Below are 18,989 nucleotides of genomic sequence, written 5' to 3'. Positions count from 1 at the left end.
ACCCCACCCACTTTTTGTTCCCCACCCTCCCTAAGGTGCCGATCATCACATAGCATTCTTATGCTCGGGGACTATAGTTCGCCCACTTTCCGCCGGTATGAACTTCCCGCCAGCGCGCACTTCCCGCCAGCGCGAATACCATCTTCACGCACGTAGCTACGTAGGTTCTTTAGGCTGCTTGGCTACCCGGCCCATATCGATCCGCGGCTTCCGGCTCACTAGCTGCCAAACCGCAGGGCGTGACCTCGTCACCGGCACCGTCACTATCCACTTCCCCTTGATCGCCACTATCAGCTGTGGCGCGTGAACACCTCTCACCTCCGTTCGGGCCTAGCAACCAGGGAGGCAATGCGTTCCATTCGGCCGCATCTTTGAGCATGCGCGCCAAGCGCGAGCCGGGATTGATTTCCAGGGCTTCTTGAGCGCGCAGCGCGGTCATGGAATTTTGCCCCACCCACCAGGCTAAATACGCCGAGCACGCGTAGGGAACCTCCACTCCTTCCGGAGCCAGCCGGGCTAATTCATCCAGAAGAGCCATCATTCCCAAAGCGCGCACAATATTGGGACGCTCCCCCACCCCGGTAGCAAAACCCACCGCGGGATCAACTGATGACATCGGTAGCAGCGGATCATGCTCAAGGGAGACCTGCAAGATTTTATCCCGAATAGGGATGCGTAAGAGCCCGGCCAAGGCTCGCCCCGCTTCGCGGGTGGTGATGCGCGGTGGGCCGGCTTGGCGGCGGCGCGCCACCCGAGCAAGGAGCATATCCCAATGCTCTTCCAGTGCAGTGACTTCCTCCCCGCGCGCTTCTTCCAAGGCTACGGCGGTATTACGCTTCCGAGTGGGGCTGGCCTTGACGATATCCCGGCGCGGTTCTTCTTCCAGAGGCGCCGAACCCTTGTAAACGAGAGCAGCCGCCGCCTCGGTAGATTCCAATTCTTCCCAGCGGCAAAATGTTTCTTCTCCCATATCCATAAACCCTTCGTTATCGGCAATAAAAAAATCACAACTCCACGCATCGCGAGTGCCCGGGTCACCGTCCCAGAGCCGGGAAAGAGCAGCGCAGAGCAGTTCCAGTAGGGCCAGCACCGAAGCAAATTCGCGGGTGTGAGCGAAGCGAATAAAACTTGGACAGTAGACCACCGCCACGCAGCTGAACATTCTGCAGGCAGCTACCGTGTCAGTTATTTGCCGGGCAACATAGGGCGAGATAGGGCCGGCACGCAGATCTACCCGAATGAGTGGCGTTTCACCCCCGGCCACGGCAACTTCCGGACGCTGCGAAGATTCCAGCGAACCGAACCATTGCGGTAGTTCCTCACCCTCCGGGCCCACGGCCCGATGCAATTCCGGGCTTCCCCCGAAGAGTACGAAGTGGTGGCGCGGGTGATAGCCCAGCAGATGGGGAATAACAGCGAGGGCATCGCGCGGATGATGAAGTGTGATTGTGTCCATAGGGCTAGATAACCAGCTTCGGCAACCGCGTGCTCGCGAGTGCCGGTACCCTGTGGATGGGGCGCGCACCTCACGGATCTGTGGATAAAGAAGCGGAGCAGGAGCAATGGAGTGGAGCACTCGCGATTTCACCAACGGGGTTGATAGCCGTATTGAGGCGCGTTTGGATTCGCTGCGCCGCTGGAATCAGCCCGAGGTGGAGGATTTCATTGATACTGTTACCGCGCTAGCGTCCGGCGGTAAGCGGACACGGGCGCGGTTGGTGCGGGCCGGGATGCTGGCCACTCTTCCGGAGTCTACTTGCCCGGATATGGTGGCGGCGGTGCGTATGGGCGCGGCCGTGGAGCTTTTCCAGCTCGCGGCCCTTATTCACGACGATATTATTGACGCTTCTGCCACCCGCCGCGGGGTCCCCACGGTACATGCGGAGCTGGAGAATTATCACCGCGTATCCGGTTGGGATGGTTCCCCCGAGCGCTACGGTTTCCGCTCCGGTTTGATTGTGGGCGATGCTGTTCTGGCGCTGGCGTCTCAGGAAGCGGTGAGCGCCGGGCGTAGTGCTCCCCTCGAGCCGTTTTTCACCATGTGCGAGGACGTGGGCATCGGTCAGTTCCTCGATATCCGCTGCGAATATGCCCGCGGGGCTACCCGGGAGGATATCAGCGCGATTATCACCCATAAAACGGTGTCGTATTCCGCGCTCTTCCCCCTGCTTATCGGGGCTGCGCTCGCTGAGTCGCCCAGGCCGGAAACAATCGCAGATTTGCGGGCTTTCGCCACACCTTTCGGTGAGGCTTTCCAATTGCGCGACGATATCCTCGGAATTTTCGGGGATCCAGCTGTCACGGGTAAACCTGCCGGCGATGACCTCACCGAAGGGAAAAACACCTTCCTCTTCCTCGAAACGCTGGAGCGGGTTAGCGAGGTGGATGCCCGGTGGTTGCGGTCCTTGCGTGGGAAGCCTTTGGAGGGCGACGACGTCGCTCGCGCTCGGGCTCTCATGGAGGACTCTGGAGCGCGGGCTCACGTGGAAAACATGATTCGCCACCGTGAGGATAGTGCACGAGCTATCTTGCCGCGCCTGAATGATGCCGCCCGCGACAGCTTAGGGGAACTCCTCCAGCGTCTGCGCTCGCGCACCCACTAGGTCCGGCGGCCCCTGCCAAGGTGGCCCGCACCAAGGTGGGCAACCACGAGCTAAAAAGCCAGGCCGGCGATGACGCGTCGAACCGCGTGGGTGTGCCCGGCGATGAGTGCACCCAACGGGGTATCACGTAGTTCCGGTTCGAAGCGCCGCAGCCATTCTTGGGCTTCGTCGTCGTTATATCCGGCATCGCGCAGGGAAATAATGGTGCCGCGCAACGAGGGCAGCGGCACGCGCTGCCCGTCTTTCATCACAAACTGTCCCGCGTCGGCGTAAAGGGCGTTATTTTCCCCGCGCCGCACCGCCAGGAAACGGGCATCGCGCAGCTGGGAGCGTACCGTACGCAGATCGGTCTCGAGGTAATCGGCCAGCTCCGGAAGGCTCAACCACGTCACAGTTGTATTCTCTTTTTCCACGCTTCCCATCTTAATGCCGCGGCCGCGCAGGCGCGCAGGTGGGCAAGGGTGCGGCGTCGTCGCCATTACAAAATCGTCACATTCTGGTGACATTTTCACAACAGTGCACTATTGTCACAAGTGGAACAGCGGCCGGGGCGCAATCGAATGTCCCCCGCACCGGCCAGGAAGTGAGAAATGGTGGGATCGAAGGCGAATCTGGCGCGTTTGCGGGCGCAGGTACCGGCCCCGCACTACGAACTTTCGCACGCGGAAATCGCGGCGCGTTTGAATGCGATTATCGCCCCGAGCCGGGCGGAAACGCAGAAGATGGTGCGTGATACGGCGGCGCTTATGGGCGTCAATCCTCGGCTTGCAATGGCGCATGCCTATATCGAATCCGGTTTCAATTCTCGCGCCCTCTCCCCGAGCGGTGCGGCAGGTGTGATGCAGCTGATTCCCGCGGCCTCACGGTGGGCGGGGCGGATGGTCGGGCGGGATCTGGACTGGCTTATTCCCGCGGATAATATCACCGCGGGTATCGCCATTATTCGGTATTTGCAGCGCCACACCGCCAGTACGCATGAGGCTATTGCCGCCTACTACCAGGGTTTGGCACGCCTGCGGGAAGCTGGGCCGTACCCGTCTACCCAAAAGTACGTGCTGCGGGTCTTGCGCGCAGCTAAGAGTTTCTAAACGCGGCGTTTTGAGGCGGCGCGCTACCCTAGGTGTGTGACTATTCCTTCCCTGCCGGCCGGGTGGCTTGAGGGCCGCTACCGTCTCGACGCCCCGGTGGCGCGCGGCGGGATGGCCACGGTGTACCGCGGCTACGACACCAATCTAGATCGCGTGGTGGCGATCAAGATTATGCACCCCGACCTGGCGACCCTTGATGATTTCACCCGGCTCTTCCAGCGGGAAGCCCGGGCGGTCGCCGCGCTGAGTAGCCCGCATATCGTCACTATTTACGACCGTGGGGTGTGGAACGACGGCGCAACCGAGCGTGCCTACCTCGTCATGGAATACGTGCCCGGACCCACGCTGCGCCACGAGCTGGAGCGCCTAGGGTCCTTCCAGCTCGGCACCGCCCTGGAGATTTGCGATCAGGTCCTCCAGGGCCTGGCAACTGCCCACCGGACCGGAATTATTCACCGGGATATCAAGCCGGAAAATATTTTATTCGACGCCACCTGCCCGCCGCCCTCCCCCGTGCGCCTGCCACAGCTCACCGTGACGGTAACTGATTTCGGACTCGCCCATGCGGTGAGCGCATCCTCGGGGGCGCTGCCGCGCTGGGGAACCCTGGCCTATACCGCACCGGAAATTCTGGAGCAGCGGGCGGCGAGCCCGGCTAGCGATGTTTACGCCACCGGCCTGGTGCTCTTTGAGTTAATTGCCGGGCGCCTGCCCTGGGCCGGATACTCAGCCGCCCAGCTCGCGGCGGCACAAGCACGGGAAGATTTACCGCGCCTAGCGGGGGATAATCCGTGGTTGCCGGCGGAGGTGGATTCTTTTATCGGGGTGCTTACCGCTAAAAATCCGGCGGATCGCCCGGCGAGCGCCGGAGAGGCCCGGGAGTTGCTGCGGGCGGTGCGGACCCGGGTTCTTGACGATGCCGCGCTACGGCGTATTCCGGTTACGCCGCGCCGCCCACAACCGGTTCGGGGCGAAGAGACGGCGGGTGAAAGTGGGGGTGCCGAGCCGGCGACCGCGGCTGGAGAAGGAGTCGAGCACGCTGTCACGATCAATGCTGCCGCGACTGGAGCGCCCACGCTGGATGCCCCCACGCTGGGTGCCGACGCGACTGTTCCGGTGCACGCACCTGAGCACCGTGCCCCGTCAATCCTCCGCCCCACCCGGAAACTAAAGGTAAGCCCGGTTAGCTCGCAACAAGGTACGGGCCGACCGCAGCAGCACCCGGGAAAACCGCGGCAGCGTAGCGCTGGGCGGCGGCGCGCCCGCGCGTGGTGGATTGCCGCCTGGGTATGCGCAATCGCGTTGCTTGCTGGGGCAGGCGGCGCGACGTGGGCTCTCACGGCGGGCCCGTGGGCACGGGTAACGGTACCCGAGCTTGCCACCGGACTCACCCAAGCGCGTGGCCAGATGGAGGCCCTCGGGCTAACAGTGGAGACGGAGGTGCGGGGCGGGAGCGGAGCGCTACCGGGTACCGTGCTGGGTAGCGATCCGGAGGCAGGTAGCCGGGTGCGCCCGGGGAGCACAGTTGAACTTCTTATTGCCGGCGCAAGCCGTGATACAGCCGTTCCCGACGTGGCAGATATGGCGGAGGCAGAGGCACGCGCCGTGCTCGAACAAGCGGGATTCCAGGTGCAGGTGCGCTACCGGGAAACCCGGGCTGCCGCGCCGGGCACCGTGTTGCGCCAGGATCCCGGACCGGGAGTGAGCACCGCAGCCGGGCAGAAAGTCACGCTCATTATTGCGGCGCGCTAGCCAAGGCGCGCTAGTCCCGCCCCGTTTTACAGGTGGACGTCGCGCAGCATTTCGGCTAGCTGGTAGGCCAACTCCAGGGACTGCTGGTGGTTGAGACGCGGATCGACCAAGGATTCGTAGCGTTCGGTCAGGGTCTCTTCGAAGATTTCTTCCGAGCCACCCAGCACTTCTGTCACGTCATCCCCGGTCAGTTCCACGTGGATACCGCCCGGGTGGCTACCTAAGGCTTCGTGAACCGCGAAGAACCCGCGGATTTCCGCCATGATATCGCTCAGGCGGCGGGTCTTAATTCCATTGGATGCCTTGATGGTATTTCCGTGCATGGGGTCGGATACCCAGGTAACCGGGCGCCCGTCACGCTGCACCGCTTCCACCAGGGGCGGCAGAGCTTCTTCTACCCGCCCGGCCCCCATGCGGGTAATGAACGTGAGTCGGCCCGGTTCGCCTTCCGGATTGAGCTTGTCAATAAGGGCGAGGGCGGTATCTGGCGTCGTCGTCGGACCTAATTTCACCCCGATCGGGTTACGTGCGTGGGAGAACATCTCCACGTGGGCACCATTGACGTCGCGGGTGCGCTCCCCGATCCACAAGAAGTGGGCGGAAGTGAGGTAGGGCTCGTGAGTGCGCGAATCAATGCGCATCATAATTTCCTCAAAGGGTAGTACGAGACCCTCGTGGGAAGAATAAATTTGCGTTTCTGCCAGCTGTGCGCCATCGACCCCGGCCGCGGTCACGAAACGCATGGCGCGATCAATCTCGCTCGCTGTTTTTTCGTACCGCACGTAAGCCGGGTTGGCAATAAAACCGCGGTTCCAATCGTGGACCGAACGCAAGTCGGCGAAACCACCGCGCGTGAACGCACGCATGAGGTTGAGGGTGGCCACCGAGTACAGGTACGCCTCCTCCAAACGGTGCGGATCGTGGCGGCGCGCCGCGGCCGTGAATTCGTGCCCGTTAATGGAATCGCCCAGGTAGGAGGGCAAGGTGGTATCGCCAATAGTTTCGGTGGCCTGGGAGCGCGGCTTAGAGTACTGGCCGGCCATCCGCCCAATTTTCACTACCGGCACCGAAGCCCCGTAGGTCAAAATAACCGACATTTGCAGGAGAGTGCGGACCTTGGCACGGATGCGATCCGCGGTGATTTGCTCGAAAGATTCTGCGCAATCCCCACCCATGAGGACGAAAGCTTCTCCGCGTTGGGCAGCGGCGATCCTCTCACGGAGCCGATCGCATTCACCCGCAAAAACGAGGGGCGGCATTTTCGCCAAACGCTGCATGACGGCAGTAAGCTCTGCTTCATCCTCGTAATGGGGTTGGTGCAAAGCAGGCTTATCGCGCCAGGTGTGGGCCAGCGCAGCAATTTTATGCGTATCGTCCTCAAACATAAACGAAATCTTAGCCCGGAACGGGGGCACGGGCAGAATTGCGTCAGCGCCATGAGACGCATCCGGGGCTCACACGCGCGCACCACACTAAAAATGATCTGCACACAAGCTCGCCCCGCACCAGATAACCGGTACGGGGCGAACATTCACGTGTGGATACAGGGCACCCGGGCAGCCCGGGCCCACGACGCAGCCGCATTAGGCGTGCGGGCGAACCTCCTGGCCGATGGCCTGCATGGTCTCCACGAACCAATCCTGGGTGATATCGAAGGCCTTGTGGCCCTTCACCCGCGGGAAAGCGATATTGGTGAGGACGTTACCGTTCTCCTCATCGTGCCCGATGAGGCCGGGCTTACCTTCCAGGGCGCACTGCACGGCCAGGTCCACCATGCCCTTGATGAGGCGCAGGTCCTCAGCGTTGGCGTGCCAGGCGCGGGAGAAGTACCCGGACTTTTGCACCATGACCTTTTCCGCGCCGAGCTTCTGCGCGAATTGCTCAGCGAACCAGCGGCCCGGATTGACCTTATCGAGCTGGACGTGTCCGAAGGGATCGCGCGGTACTTCCTGGCCAGCGGCTTCCATTTCGGCCACGATTTCATCCACGCCCGCACCCTCGGAAAGGAAGATATTGACGTTGCCGATCTCATCCATAATCTTCTTGAGGCGTTCGGCTTCCCCGCTGATATCCAAGGCCATTTCGGGCAGGAACACGGCGTGCACATCCCAGCGTTCCTTGGTCAAGCCCAGCGCCGGAGCCCATTCCTGCTCCTGGACCCAATCGTGGTAGTACTTGGAGGCCTGCGCGGTAAGGTAGCCGCAATTACGGCCCATGACTTCGTGAACGATGAGCATACGCGGGTTGGAGCGATGCTCACCAATAATATGCTGGGCGTAGAGCGAGGCTTCTTCCGCGGCGGTCCAGGCGCCCAGGGACTGGCGCACCGGAATAATGTCATTATCGATGGTCTTGGGCAGACCCACCACCACGAGGTGATGCCCGTTTTCTTCCAGGTAGGCAGCCAGATCAGCCGCGGTGGTATTTGTATCATCACCGCCGATGGTGTGGAGCACATCCACACCATCTTCCACGAGACGCTGAGCGGCGAATTCCAGCGGGTTCACGCCTTCTTCCACGAGGCCACGCTTGACCAGATCCTCGGTATTGGTCAGCTTGACGCGGGAGTTACCGATGGGTGAACCGCCGAAACGGTGCAGGATATGGGCTTGTTCGCGCCCTTCTTTATCGATGGTGATGTAATTCCCGGTGAGCAGCCCGTGGTAGCCATGCTGGTAGGCGATAATTTCCACATCGGGCGCAATTTCCGTATAGCGCTCAATGAGGCCACCCACGGCCGAGGACAAACACGGGGCGAAACCTCCGGCGGTCAAGAGCGCAACGCGGCGGACAGTCATCGTTAACCTTCCGTTTCTGATTGGGGGATTATTCCGCTGTTGATTATACCCGCAGCTATAGTGTCTTTCATGGGAGAAGGACCTACAGGCAAGCACTCGGATAATAGCTTCGATGCGCAATGGGACAAGATCGCGCGCGAGCTGGAAGCCGAGGGGGTGGGAGCGAATATCAATACCACCCGGGATAGTGATGCCGCGCTGCCGCCGGTGGATGTTTCTCCGCGCTACACCGATGCCGCCTGGGCGCTGGGTGGCGGGCGAACGGCCGGTCCGCGCGATTGGTCCCCGGCCCCGGAAGATTCAGATTTTTCCGACGACGACGCCACCTTCAACCCGGCCTCCCGCGAAGAATATTATGTTCCCCAGGCCCCTGCCCACCGCTACGCGAGCCTCGCCTGGGTGGCCACCGGGGTGCTGGTTCTCATCAGTGCGCTCATGTTTATCGGCCTGCTGCCCGCCCCGCGCCTGACCGCGTGGATCCTGGCCGGTGGAGCCCTGGTGGGCGTTGTGGTCGCCATTATTTTGACGGCACCCGCCCGCGAAGATACCGATCCGTACGACGACGGCGCCCGCCTGTAGCGCGCTACTTCTCCGCGAATTCATCGTAGCTCCGCGCTAGGGTAAAAATCATGACAGCACGGCATATTCCGCGGCCCGGCACCCGGGTCGATACCGAACCTATTGAGGTGTATCGGTCCGGCCGCATCTTGGCTCCCCGCCAGTTGGAATTTGCGGATCTGGGGACTCCTCTGGATGAGGTTACTTTCGTGGTGGTAGATGTGGAAACCACCGGAGGGAGGCCCGGGGCGCATGCGCTCACCGAAATTGGTGCGGTGAAAGTGTGCGGAGGGGAGGTGGTGCAAGAGTTTTCCTCACTCGTTAATCCCGGGGTGCCCATCCCGGCCCAGATCACCGTACTCACCGGAATCACCACCGCAATGACGGTGAGCGCTCCCCCGCTGAGCGAGGTCCTCCCTGCTTTTCTCAATTTCCTTGAGCCCGATGCCCCAGCGCTTGACGGTGGAGCGTCTGTTCTAGGCAGTGGAGTGCCTGTTCCCGGCAGCGGAACTCTCGCTTCTAGCAGTAGAGTACCTGCCCGAAACCGGGCGGCGGATCCACCGGTGCTCGTGGCTCATAATGCCCGCTTCGATATGTCCCATTTGCGCGGGGCGTGCGAAGCGATAGATGTGGCGTGGCCACGCCTGCGGGTCCTCGATACCCTCGGGCTGGCGCGGCGTATTTTCACTCGCGATGAAGTCCCCAATCACAAATTAAGCACCCTCGCTGGCTACTGCCGGGCCGCGGTACAGCCAAGCCATCGTGCCCTCGATGATGCGCGGGCTACCGTGGATGTGCTCCACGCGATGATCGGGCGGCTCGGCCCGCTCGGCGTCACCCATATTGAGGATCTGCTCACCGCCTCCAACCCGGTTCCGGCCCGCCGGCGCCGCCGCGCCGTGCTCGCCGATCAGGTACCGCACAGCCCGGGCAGCTACCGTTTTATCGGCCCGAATAACGAAGTACTGTACGTGGGTAGCTCCGGGAATATGTACCGGCGGGTGCGCCAGTATTTCACCGCCGCGGAAAAACGCCGCCGCATGGCGGAGATGGTGGACCTGGCCACCCGGGTAGAAACCACCCCCACCGCCACTCTCCTGGAAGCACGGGTGGTGGAGCTGCGCGATATTACTCGCTTCGATCCGCCCTTTAATCGCCGCTCGCGCCGCCCGCACACTCGCACCTGGATCAGCCTGGATACCACGCCTGTGGCGCGCCTGAAAACTACGCGCAGCTGTTCGGCAACAGAGGTGGCACACTCACTGGGGCCTTTCGGCTCCCGCAAAGCTGCCCGGCGCGCCGCCGAGCTCATCGGAGATGAAGCCGGGCTCAATCCCGCCGGACTCAACGTGCCACGCAAGGCCGATCTGAGCGATTGCCCGTGCCACTTCGCTTCCCACGCACCTTGCGCGTTGGCCCCGCGGGGCACCGTCAATACCGGAGCAGTGGCCCTCTCGCGCGCCCGGCGGCTGTTAGCTGGTTCCCTTGCCGAAGTATGGGATCACCAGATGGATCGCGTTGCCCGCCTGGCCGCCCAGGAGCGTTTCGAAGAAGCGATGGTGGAACGCGACCGGCTTTCGGCGCTCCTCACCGCAGCCCAGCGGCGGGACTTGCTGGTTCCGCTGTGGCGAGCAAGCTGCGTCGTCGCCGCGTCTAAGCGAGAGGATCATTGGGAAATTATCCTCACGAGTTACGGCAGCCTGCTTGGTACCGCAACTGTCACCGAAGCCCGCGAGGTTCCCCAGCAGGCCGCGGCGCTCCGCAGCGCGACTCCCCTCCTCCCGGCTTCCGCCCGCGCGTCTGAGCACGCGCACCCGGAGGAAACCCTGCTCCTTGCCGCCTGGCTTTCCGATCCCCGCTCGCGAGTGCTCGCCATCGAGGGCGAGATTCCCCTCGCGGTTCCCCTCACCTCAGCCCACCGTTTCCCAGCTTTCTTCCCGGGATCGGAAGAATCACCCGGCTTGGCTGAGCGTTAAACTTCCCCATTTCCACCACGTATGTGACGAGCGTCCCATATACTGGCCCGCATTCGCATTCAATTACCATTCGGAGATTCCGAATGTATCTAAGCGGGCTGGCACCGCGATGCCCCCCCCGAATTGGAGTATGAGAATGGCAACCTACATCCTCCCCGATCTTCCCTACGCTTACGCGGCACTCGAACCGCATATTTCCGGAAAGATCATGGAGCTCCACTTCTACCTTGACTACCTCAATGTCAAGGCCGATTACGTCAAAGCTATCTGGAATATCGTCAATTGGGAAGAAGTCGGAGCGCGTTTGGCAATCGCACAGGAGCAGTCCACCGGCCTTCCCATCCGCGCATAAGTCAGGCGCAAACCGCGCCGCCGATATTCATGGATAGCGGCGGCTAACGCGGCATCATCTCTGGATAGCACAAGGGCGAGGCTCCTCTTCAGAGGCCCCTCGCCCTTCGTGACTATCAGGTGTATTTTTCGGTCCTCTCAGACCCAACCGGTAGCTACCCGGCAACTACACCGCAGAAAGAATATCCACGACCACGGCAATAGCCTGGGCCGGATTATCCTTGCTAGGCACGCTCAGCAGAACTCGCGAGCCGACCGGCACCCCCGCCAGGGGCGCGAAAATCTGCTGAGTGGAAGGTACCGAGCGCGGCCCTGCCGGATAGTTCGCAGTTGTGGGGGCCCAGGTATTTTCCGCGTGGGCGTTATCCCATTGGGCGGCCGCGAACTGGAGCACATAGGTGCCCTTCTCCGGGAGCGGAGCCCCGCTGCCGCGGGCAATAACCGTGGCCTTGAGTTCCGCGGGAGCTTCCGCACCTTCTTTCACCCGGATATCGGTAATGGGCTGACCCAACTCACCCGTGTAGTCCACCGGGAGCGCATCGGCCTCGGTTTCCACCGTAGCACCGGCCTCGCCCGCACTCTTCGCGTTCCAGGCATCCAGAATTTCCACGTAGAAAGCAATGGTATCCGTGGCCCCGATGGAACCATCCTTGGTACCACCCGAAGGCCCGTAACCCCACTTGGCCGGGATGGACAAAATCAGCTTATCCCCCACGTGGGCTTTGGCCAGGGTGTGGCTCCAGCCCGGGATCACCTGGGCGAGCGGGAAGGTCGCCGGGGCGTTGCGCGAATAGGAGGAATCGAAAGGCTCGTTCTTCCCCCACACTTGGCCCACGTAATTGACCTTGGCCACCGCATCGGCACCCAATTCCGCGCCGCTGCCCTGTTCCAGCACCCGCACGCGCACATCCGCCGGAGCGTCCCCCTTCGGGAACTCCAGCAGCGGCGCCTGCGCCGTGCCACCCAGGGACGGCATGCCCTCCTCTGAGTACACAATCTCAGGCGTTTCCCCGGGGGCGGGGCTTTCCACCGCGCCGCTTGCCTCAGCGCTCGCGGATTCCGAAGCAGCCGGTGTTGAACTAGCTGCGCCGTCGTTCCCACCCGAACATGCCGCGAGGCCGCACGCGAGCAAAGCCGCCGTGCATCCCGCAAGAATTTTCTTTCCCATCAACGTCACTTTCTTTGTCCCGTTCGCGCCGCTCGGGCGCGCCACGGCCTTCGCGTACCCGCGCTTAGCGGCTTTCGCCCTGTCCCAGCTTCTCCAGGAGCAGCGCCTCCGCCAGAATAGCGTTACGCCAATCGCCCAGATGCAAGGATTCGTTATGAGCGTGAGCACGTGCGTCCGGATCTTCCACGCCGGTCACCAAAATCTCCGCCTCCGGGAAGACTTCCGCGAGGTCAGAAATGAAGGGGATAGATCCACCCGTTCCGATATCCACCGATTCGTGACCGAAGGCTTCGCTGAGCGCTTCACGAGCCAGATGCATAATGGGGGTATCCTCCCCGGCTTTGAAACCGGAACCCGCTTCCGCAACTTCGGTGACCACGGTGGCTCCGAAGGGCGCCTGCGCTTCGATGTATTCGGCCAGTAGCTCGCCGGCGCGCTGCGGATCCTGACCGGGGGCCACCCGCATGGACAGGAAGGCGCGCGCGGAGGGAATCACGGTATTGGAGGCTTCCGCTGTGGAGGTCACATCCATACCGATAACGGCAATAGAGGGTTTCGTCCACATACGCGAATTGAAAGAGCCGGTCCCCAGGAGCTGCATGCCGGGCAGAATCGCGGCATCGCGGCGCAGGTGTTCTTCTTCGTAATCGACGTCGGCATCGTCCCACGCATCCAAACCGGGAACCGCAACGTCACCGTTCTCGTCGTGCAAGGTCGCGATAATCCGCGCGAGTGCGGTCACCGCATCGAGGGTGGGCCCGCCGTACTGTCCCGAATGTACACCGTGGGTGAGAGTGGACACTTCCACGCCCAGGCGCACGACACCGCGCAGCGAGGTGGTCAGGGAGGGAACCCCCACCTTCCAGTTACCCGAATCGGCCACCACAATGGCATCGGCTTGCAGGCGATCCCGGTAGGTTTCCAGGAAAGCATGGAAGGTAGGCGAACCGATTTCTTCTTCACCTTCGATAAAGAGGGTGACGTTCACGGCTAGATCATCGCCGAGGGCCGAGATCGCAGCCATGTGGACAAGCACGCCCGCCTTATCATCCGCGGTACCGCGCCCGTAGAGGCGCCCGTTCTTTTCTACCGGCTCGAAAGGATCGGATTCCCAGCCGTCCAGGGTTCCCTGCGGCTGCACATCGTGATGCGCGTAGAGAAGAATGGTGGGCTTATCGTCACCGACGTGCTTATGGGCGAGAATCGCCGGGCGGCCCTTACCCTGGGGCGTTTCCAATTCAATAATATCGACGTCGAAGCCGCGTTCGCGGGCCATACGCGCCACGAATTCCGCGGATTCACGCACTTTCGCCTGGTCAAATGCATCCGCAGAAACGGAGGGGATACGGACAAGGTCCTCAAGCAAAGCGCGATGGACGGGCAGGGCCTCATCCACGCGCGCAACAAGATCACTACTCATACGTCCTAGGGTACCGGGTTCGCGCCGGCGGCCGCGCGGGTGGGTGATGGAGGCGGTGGCGCAGGTCGGGCGCGGGCGGCTTCGTGTGAGCGGCTACGGGCAGTACGCGTGAGTAATGGACGGGGCGGCCGCGCGCGAACGGTTAGACTATTCTCGTTCAAGGCATAGTTGGCGACGACGCAGGAGTTGAGATGGCATTCGGCCGCAAGAAAGAGGCACTAGAACAGGCGCAAGAACAGGTAGCACCCGCCCCCACCCACCCCAAGGGATATACACCGGGCAAGGGCGCACCTACCCCGAAGCGTAAGGATGTGGAAGCGCGCCGCCGTCGGCCGATTATTTCTGACAAGTCTTCGATGACGCGGGAGGAAAAGAAAGCCCGCAAGGCCGAGGAACGCGCCCGTTCCTCCGAGCGCTGGGAACGCGAACAAACCGCGATGAAAACCGGGGATATTCGGAATATGCCCCTTGCCCACGCGGGCGTGCAGCGAGCTTTCGCGCGCGATGCACTCGATTCGCGCTTCCAGTTCTCCTCGCTCATGCTCTTTTTGGCCATCATTATGATCGTGGGCGTTTTCACCCTCACCCGCTATCCGCTGGTCTTCAATGTATTTGTTATTACCTGCTACGCGGTTCTGGTGCTCATGGCCGTGGAAGCATGGTGGCGCGCCCGCCAGGTCCGCGCCCTGGTGGAATACAAATTCGGGGAGGATAAAACTCCGGATCGTCTGGTCGGGCAGATGATGTCACGCGGCTTCACCCCGCGGCGTTGGCGTATGCCCCGCCCCATGGTGAAATTCGGTGAGTACCCTGAGGGCGGCACTCCCGCGGATCTGAAGAAAGCACGAGAGGCAAAGAAAGAAGCCAAGCGCGCTGCCAAAGGCTAGACTCGCCACTCAAAAATGAGACCTCGGGTGCAGGAAAAGGCCTCAATTGCAACGCAAATCTAAAGATTGCGCTGGGCGATGCTGGCTGGCCGCGACCACATAATCCACGCCAGCCCGGCAATGGCCCCGAGGGTGGGAAGGTAATAATAGGTGGCACCGGCCTGATACCAGGGACTCACCTGGTGGAAAAGATCCGGGATCACCACACCCACCACGGCCATCACAATATTGGCACTCCAGCAGGCGGTGGCCACCCAGCGCATCCGCCGCCCGTTGTGGAGAGAGCCAGCGCAGGCAAGTACCCAGATAAGCGCCGCCACCAGGGTGGTGGCCATGCGCCAGGGATAGCCCAATTGAAAATCTTCGGTGCCCGCGACGATGGCTCGCCACACGAAAATAGCGGCCCCCAGGCTCAGCGCAATGAGGAGGAAGAGAGGCCAGCCCACGGCAGTGCGCCTCTCGTCTCGAATCATTTCACTATTCACCTGGCTCCTCCCAGAATCCTGCACCGGTTTCGCGTCTCCTTCGCGAGAACGACCGCGGAGACGACGTACCATCATAAACCTTTAAGCGCGCCGGTGCTCCGCATTCCAACGGCGCACCGACTCGGGGTAGCCGGTGCGATTAATTTCGTAGAAAGGTATGCCCAGTTCCCGGGCAAGTTGCGCTCCGGCAGCCAGATCGGGCACCCGCCGGCGAGTCCACTCCCCGGTGCGAGCAACGAGGAGAAGAGCTGCCGGCTCACGCGGAGTTTCCACCTCAAAATAAGCTTCCACCCCCGCCCGGGTCTCGATGAAATCAGCGAAGTGTTTCGCCGTTGTCGAACGGCGAGCACCGCTGTGAGCAGCACGGGAACGGGAGCGACGCGAAAAAAGACCCATACGGTGATTTTAGCGACCCTCGCTGGGAGCGTGATGCGTTCCAGATAACACCTCGGCATGGCAGAATATAGGTATAGCGGCTCTTGTACCGCATTCCAAAATGTTGTATTGCGAAGGGAAATCCTGTGGCAGAAACGAAAGAGTACGACGTCGTCATCCTCGGTGGCGGCAGCGGCGGCTACGCGGCCGCACTTCGTGCCGGTCAGCTGGGCCTGACCGTTGCTCTCATTGAGGCTGACAAGCTCGGCGGTACCTGTTTGCACCGCGGGTGCATCCCCACGAAAGCACTGCTGCACGCCGCTGATGTTGCCGATGAAATGCGTGAAGGCCCCTCCATCGGTGTGAAGGGCTCCTTTGAGGGCATTGATATGCCTACCTTGCAGGCTTACAAGAATGGCGTCATCGAGAAGATGTTCAAGGGTCTGACCGGCCTGGTCTCCTCGCGCGGAGTAGAAATTGTGCAGGGCTGGGGCAAGCTCGTTGCGAAGGACACCATCGAAGTTGATGGCGTGCACTACCGTGGCAAGCACATCGTTCTTGCTTCCGGTTCCTACTCGAAGACCATCGGCCAGGACATCACCGGCCGTGTACTCACCTCAACCGAAGCGCTGGAACTGGGTGAAGCCCCCGGGTCCGTGATCGTGTTGGGCGGCGGGGTCATCGGGGTGGAATTCGCTTCCGCGTGGCGCTCCTACGGGGCAGAAGTCCAGATTATTGAGGGCCTGCCGCGCCTGGTTCCCAATGAAGATCCGGAAGTTTCCAAGAATCTGGAACGCCAGTTCCGCAAGCGCGGTATTAAATTCGCCACCGGAACCATCTTTGATCGCCTCGAACAAACCGATCATTCCGTCAAGGTTTTCACCCAGGACGGCAAGGAATTCGAAGCGGATTACCTGCTCATCGCTATCGGGCGCGGTCCGGCCACCGCGAACCTCGGCTACGAAGAAGTCGGGGTGAAGATGGATCGCGGTTTCGTCCTCACCGATGAGCGCCTGCGTACCAACATTGACGGAATCTACGCGGTAGGCGATATTGTGCCCGGTCTCCAGCTGGCACACCGCGGTTTCCTCCAGGGTATTTTCGTTGCGGAAGATATCGCGGGTCTCAACCCCAAGGTGATTGACGAAACGAAGATTCCGCGCGTGACCTTCTGCACCCCGGAAATCGCCTCGGTGGGTCTCAATCAGGATAAAGCTGAGGAAGAATACGGCAAAGAAAATATCACCACCGCCACTTTCAACCTCACCGGTAACGGCAAGTCCCAGATGCTGGGGGCGGCCGGTTTCGTTAAGCTGGTCGCGGTCAAGGACGGACCCATCGTGGGCTTCCACGCTATCGGGGCCCGCATGTCCGAACAGATCGGTGAAGGTGAACTCATGGTGGCCTGGGAAGCTTATGCCCAGGACTTCGATGGCCTTATCCACGCCCACCCCACCCAGAACGAAGCAATCGGAGAAGCGGCACTGGTCCTCGCGGGCAAGCCGCTCCACAACCACTAAATCGAGGGAGAAAACTCTATGTCTGAACCGTTGAAGATGCCCGCCCTGGGCGAATCCGTCACCACCGGTACCGTGACCGCCTGGCTCAAGCAGGTGGGCGATACCGTTTCGCTCGATGAGCCGATTGTTGAAGTGTCCACGGATAAGGTCGATTCGGAAGTCCCCTCCCCCGCGGAAGGTGTTATCGAACAGATCCTCGTCCAGGAAGACGAAGAAGTTGAAGTGGGTGCGATCCTCGCCTATATCGGTGATGGCTCCGGTCTGGCTGCTCCGGCAGCTCCCGCCAGCAACGCGAACCACGCGGAAGCTCCAGCCCCGGCTGCCGCCCCGGCGGCCCCGGCTCCGGCCGCGCCGGCTCCGCAGCAAGGCAGCTCGGCTACCACCGGTGTGGAAGTGAAAATGCCGGCCCTGGGTGAATCGGTCAGTGAAGGAACCGTCACCTCGTGGCTAGTGGCCGAAGGTGACGAAGTCGAAGCGGACCAGCCCATCGTGGAAGTCTCCACGGATAAGGTCGATTCGGAAGTCCCGGCCCCGGCCGCTGGCACCATCCAGAAGATCGTGGTCCAGGAAGACGAAACGGTTGCGGTGGGCACCGTGATCGCTTATATCGGCGACGGCGCAGCCGCGCCCGCTTCCGCGGCTCCCGCCGCCGGAACGGCCCCGGCTGAAGCACCGGCCAGTGTGGCGGCGGTCCAGGAACCGGCTTCCGGTACCCCGCAGCACGGTACTCCGGCCCAGCAAGAAAACCAGGCACGCACGCCGGATCTGGATTCGGCTGCTACCGGTACCGGGTTCTCCGAACCCGATGCCTACATCACCCCGATTGTGCGTAAGCTCGCCAAGGACTTGGATGTGGATCTCTCCGCGGTCAAGGGCTCCGGTGTGGGTGGGCGTATCCGCCGCCAGGATGTGGAAGAGGCAGCCGCTGCCGCGAAGAAGGCTGCGGAAGAAGCCGCGCGCGCCCAAGCCGCTGCTTCTCAGCCGGCCCCGGCCGCAGCTCCGGCACCCGCCCCGACCAAGAAAGCCGTACCGAGTGCACCTTCCGCTGAGGCAGCTCAGCTACGCGGTACTACCGCGAAGATGACACGCCTGCGTCAGACCATTGCCAAGCGCATGGTGGAATCCCTCCAGATTTCGGCGCAGCTGACCACCGTTATCAAGGTGGATGTCACGAAGATCGTCAAGCTCCGCGAAGCCAATAAGGCTGCTTTCGCAGAACGTGAAGGCACCAAGCTGACCTACCTGCCCTTCTTCGTCAAGGCTGCTATCGATACCCTGAAGAACCACCCGAAGCTCAACGCCACCATCAAGGACAATGAGGTGGAGTACTTCGATTACGAGAACATCGGCATCGCGGTGGATACCCCCAAGGGCCTATTCGTCCCGGTTATCAAGAACGCGGGCGATCTCAATATCGCCGGCCTGGCCCGGGCAATCAACACCGGTGCGGCCAAGGTACGCAATGGTGAAGCAGCTGTCGATGACCTCACCGGCGGTACTTTCACCATTACGAATACGGGCTCTAACGGCGTCATGTTTGACACCCCGGTCATCAACCAGCCCGAGGTAGCTATTCTGGGTATCGGTGCGATTATGCGCGAACCGGGTATCGTCAAGGATGCGGACGGCAACGAATCCATCGGTATTCGTTCCTACCTATACCCGGCGATCACCTACGATCACCGTTTGGTCGATGGCGCAGATGCCGGCCGTTTCCTCAAGGAATTCAAGGCTCGCCTGGAAGAGGCCGATTTTGAAGGTGCGTTCTAAGGAACTCGGTTATTGGGTTACTCAGCACCTAAGTAGCTAACTAACCCAATAACACAGCCTCAGCCACGCACGTAATCTGGCACATAACGATGCTCCCCGGTTCCGATATTGCTCATGGCAATCCGGATACCGGGGAGTTTTCGGGTTAATAGGGGCTTATAGGACAAAAGGGGGTGCGGACGGTTTCCTAGAGATTTTTAAGGAGAACGTTCAATGAGTAAGCGTACGTATACGAGCG

The 18,989-nt window shown here is 61.6% G+C and carries 16 protein-coding genes and 2 pseudogenes; 10 read left to right on the top strand and 8 right to left on the bottom strand.

From position 1 onward, the window contains the following. Window positions 1-169: 169 nt before the first annotated feature. A complete protein-coding gene (locus tag ACRQEG_RS04230; protein WP_320757488.1) occupies window positions 170-1,456 on the bottom strand; it encodes a DUF4192 family protein in 1,287 nt (428 codons plus the stop codon). Between the two features lie 106 nt (window positions 1,457-1,562). On the opposite strand from ACRQEG_RS04230, the gene ACRQEG_RS04225 reads away from it, so the two are divergent. After that, window positions 1,563-2,603, top strand: coding sequence for a polyprenyl synthetase family protein (locus ACRQEG_RS04225; RefSeq protein WP_320757489.1), 1,041 nt, complete (start codon window positions 1,563-1,565; stop codon window positions 2,601-2,603). A 50-nt stretch (window positions 2,604-2,653) separates the two neighbouring features. Here the strand turns inward: ACRQEG_RS04225 and ACRQEG_RS04220 are convergent, their stop codons facing one another. Continuing rightward, the gene (locus tag ACRQEG_RS04220) at window positions 2,654-2,995 is read right to left on the bottom strand and encodes an Rv2175c family DNA-binding protein (RefSeq protein WP_320757490.1); all 342 of its coding nucleotides are present in this window, start codon (window positions 2,993-2,995) and stop codon (window positions 2,654-2,656) included. A 198-nt stretch (window positions 2,996-3,193) separates the two neighbouring features. Here ACRQEG_RS04220 and ACRQEG_RS04215 point away from each other — a divergent pair, with 198 nt between their 5' ends. Continuing rightward, the gene (locus ACRQEG_RS04215; RefSeq protein WP_320757491.1) at window positions 3,194-3,691 is read left to right on the top strand and encodes a lytic transglycosylase domain-containing protein; all 498 of its coding nucleotides are present in this window, start codon (window positions 3,194-3,196) and stop codon (window positions 3,689-3,691) included. Window positions 3,692-3,727: 36 nt separating this feature from the next. After that, window positions 3,728-5,443 carry a protein kinase domain-containing protein gene (locus tag ACRQEG_RS04210; RefSeq protein ID WP_320757492.1) on the top strand — a complete coding sequence of 572 codons (1,716 nt, stop codon included), beginning with the start codon at window positions 3,728-3,730 and terminating at the stop codon, window positions 5,441-5,443. Window positions 5,444-5,469: 26 nt separating this feature from the next. Here the strand turns inward: ACRQEG_RS04210 and ACRQEG_RS04205 are convergent, their stop codons facing one another. Continuing rightward, window positions 5,470-6,828 carry a class II 3-deoxy-7-phosphoheptulonate synthase gene (locus ACRQEG_RS04205; protein WP_320757493.1) on the bottom strand — a complete coding sequence of 453 codons (1,359 nt, stop codon included), beginning with the start codon at window positions 6,826-6,828 and terminating at the stop codon, window positions 5,470-5,472. Between the two features lie 198 nt (window positions 6,829-7,026). Continuing rightward, window positions 7,027-8,241, bottom strand: coding sequence for a pyrophosphate--fructose-6-phosphate 1-phosphotransferase (locus tag ACRQEG_RS04200; protein WP_016442634.1), 1,215 nt, complete (start codon window positions 8,239-8,241; stop codon window positions 7,027-7,029). Between the two features lie 69 nt (window positions 8,242-8,310). Between ACRQEG_RS04200 and ACRQEG_RS04195 the strand changes: the two genes are divergently transcribed. The 4 genes and pseudogenes from ACRQEG_RS04195 to ACRQEG_RS04180 all read left to right on the top strand — a co-directional run. After that, on the top strand, window positions 8,311-8,820 hold the full coding sequence (locus ACRQEG_RS04195; protein WP_320757494.1) for an SdpI family protein: 510 nt from the start codon (window positions 8,311-8,313) through the stop codon (window positions 8,818-8,820). A 50-nt stretch (window positions 8,821-8,870) separates the two neighbouring features. Beyond that, entirely contained in the window at window positions 8,871-10,775 is a 1,905-nt protein-coding gene (locus ACRQEG_RS04190) for a DEDD exonuclease domain-containing protein (RefSeq protein WP_320757495.1), read from the top strand. A gap of 109 nt (window positions 10,776-10,884) precedes the next feature. Next, window positions 10,885-10,962, top strand: a pseudogene (locus ACRQEG_RS04185) (hypothetical protein); the annotation flags it as partial. Between the two features lie 33 nt (window positions 10,963-10,995). Further along, a pseudogene (locus tag ACRQEG_RS04180) lies at window positions 10,996-11,127 on the top strand (Fe-Mn family superoxide dismutase); the annotation flags it as partial. Between the two features lie 165 nt (window positions 11,128-11,292). On the opposite strand, the gene ACRQEG_RS04175 reads toward ACRQEG_RS04180, so the two are convergent. Both ACRQEG_RS04175 and ACRQEG_RS04170 read right to left on the bottom strand, forming a co-directional pair. Next, entirely contained in the window at window positions 11,293-12,294 is a 1,002-nt protein-coding gene (locus tag ACRQEG_RS04175) for an FKBP-type peptidyl-prolyl cis-trans isomerase (RefSeq protein ID WP_320757497.1), read from the bottom strand. Between the two features lie 64 nt (window positions 12,295-12,358). Further along, window positions 12,359-13,714: a dipeptidase gene (locus tag ACRQEG_RS04170; RefSeq protein ID WP_320757498.1), complete on the bottom strand. Its 1,356-nt coding sequence runs from the start codon at window positions 13,712-13,714 to the stop codon at window positions 12,359-12,361. Between the two features lie 191 nt (window positions 13,715-13,905). On the opposite strand from ACRQEG_RS04170, the gene ACRQEG_RS04165 reads away from it, so the two are divergent. Continuing rightward, window positions 13,906-14,601, top strand: a complete 696-nt coding sequence (locus ACRQEG_RS04165; RefSeq protein ID WP_320757499.1) for a DUF3043 domain-containing protein — start codon at window positions 13,906-13,908, stop codon at window positions 14,599-14,601. Window positions 14,602-14,660: 59 nt separating this feature from the next. On the opposite strand, the gene ACRQEG_RS04160 is transcribed toward ACRQEG_RS04165, so the two are convergent. Both ACRQEG_RS04160 and ACRQEG_RS04155 read right to left on the bottom strand, forming a co-directional pair. Next, window positions 14,661-15,074, bottom strand: a complete 414-nt coding sequence (locus ACRQEG_RS04160; protein ID WP_155875934.1) for a hypothetical protein — start codon at window positions 15,072-15,074, stop codon at window positions 14,661-14,663. 93 nt (window positions 15,075-15,167) lie between these two features. After that, window positions 15,168-15,482: a P-loop NTPase family protein gene (locus tag ACRQEG_RS04155; RefSeq protein ID WP_016442626.1), complete on the bottom strand. Its 315-nt coding sequence runs from the start codon at window positions 15,480-15,482 to the stop codon at window positions 15,168-15,170. 125 nt (window positions 15,483-15,607) lie between these two features. On the opposite strand from ACRQEG_RS04155, the gene lpdA reads away from it, so the two are divergent. Then, on the top strand, window positions 15,608-16,981 hold the full coding sequence (lpdA, locus tag ACRQEG_RS04150) for a dihydrolipoyl dehydrogenase (RefSeq protein ID WP_320757500.1): 1,374 nt from the start codon (window positions 15,608-15,610) through the stop codon (window positions 16,979-16,981). Between the two features lie 18 nt (window positions 16,982-16,999). Then, window positions 17,000-18,751, top strand: coding sequence for a 2-oxoglutarate dehydrogenase, E2 component, dihydrolipoamide succinyltransferase (gene sucB, locus ACRQEG_RS04145; RefSeq protein WP_320755922.1), 1,752 nt, complete (start codon window positions 17,000-17,002; stop codon window positions 18,749-18,751). Window positions 18,752-18,989: the final 238 nt, after the last annotated feature.

This window comes from Actinotignum stranguriae (genome assembly GCF_051265215.1).
Taxonomy (GTDB): Bacteria; Actinomycetota; Actinomycetes; order Actinomycetales; family Actinomycetaceae; genus Actinotignum; species Actinotignum schaalii_C.
The sequence above is the reverse complement of the archived record's forward strand: the minus strand, read 5'-3'. Positions and strand labels throughout refer to the sequence as shown.

Bases quoted from the DNA above. Each gene is read 5' to 3' on its own strand.
- ACRQEG_RS04165 (WP_320757499.1), top strand. From the start codon at position 13,906: ATGGCATTCGGCCGCAAGAAAGAGGCACTAGAACAGGCGCAAGAACAG.
- ACRQEG_RS04230 (WP_320757488.1), bottom strand. From the start codon at position 1,456: ATGGACACAATCACACTTCATCATCCGCGCGATGCCCTCGCTGTTATT.
- ACRQEG_RS04170 (WP_320757498.1), bottom strand. From the start codon at position 13,714: ATGAGTAGTGATCTTGTTGCGCGCGTGGATGAGGCCCTGCCCGTCCAT.
- ACRQEG_RS04215 (WP_320757491.1), top strand. From the start codon at position 3,194: ATGGTGGGATCGAAGGCGAATCTGGCGCGTTTGCGGGCGCAGGTACCG.
- ACRQEG_RS04155 (WP_016442626.1), bottom strand. From the start codon at position 15,482: ATGGGTCTTTTTTCGCGTCGCTCCCGTTCCCGTGCTGCTCACAGCGGT.
- ACRQEG_RS04175 (WP_320757497.1), bottom strand. From the start codon at position 12,294: ATGGGAAAGAAAATTCTTGCGGGATGCACGGCGGCTTTGCTCGCGTGC.
- ACRQEG_RS04190 (WP_320757495.1), top strand. From the start codon at position 8,871: ATGACAGCACGGCATATTCCGCGGCCCGGCACCCGGGTCGATACCGAA.
- ACRQEG_RS04195 (WP_320757494.1), top strand. From the start codon at position 8,311: ATGGGAGAAGGACCTACAGGCAAGCACTCGGATAATAGCTTCGATGCG.
- ACRQEG_RS04205 (WP_320757493.1), bottom strand. From the start codon at position 6,828: ATGTTTGAGGACGATACGCATAAAATTGCTGCGCTGGCCCACACCTGG.
- sucB (WP_320755922.1), top strand. From the start codon at position 17,000: ATGTCTGAACCGTTGAAGATGCCCGCCCTGGGCGAATCCGTCACCACC.
- ACRQEG_RS04200 (WP_016442634.1), bottom strand. From the start codon at position 8,241: ATGACTGTCCGCCGCGTTGCGCTCTTGACCGCCGGAGGTTTCGCCCCG.
- ACRQEG_RS04160 (WP_155875934.1), bottom strand. From the start codon at position 15,074: ATGATTCGAGACGAGAGGCGCACTGCCGTGGGCTGGCCTCTCTTCCTC.
- ACRQEG_RS04225 (WP_320757489.1), top strand. From the start codon at position 1,563: ATGGAGTGGAGCACTCGCGATTTCACCAACGGGGTTGATAGCCGTATT.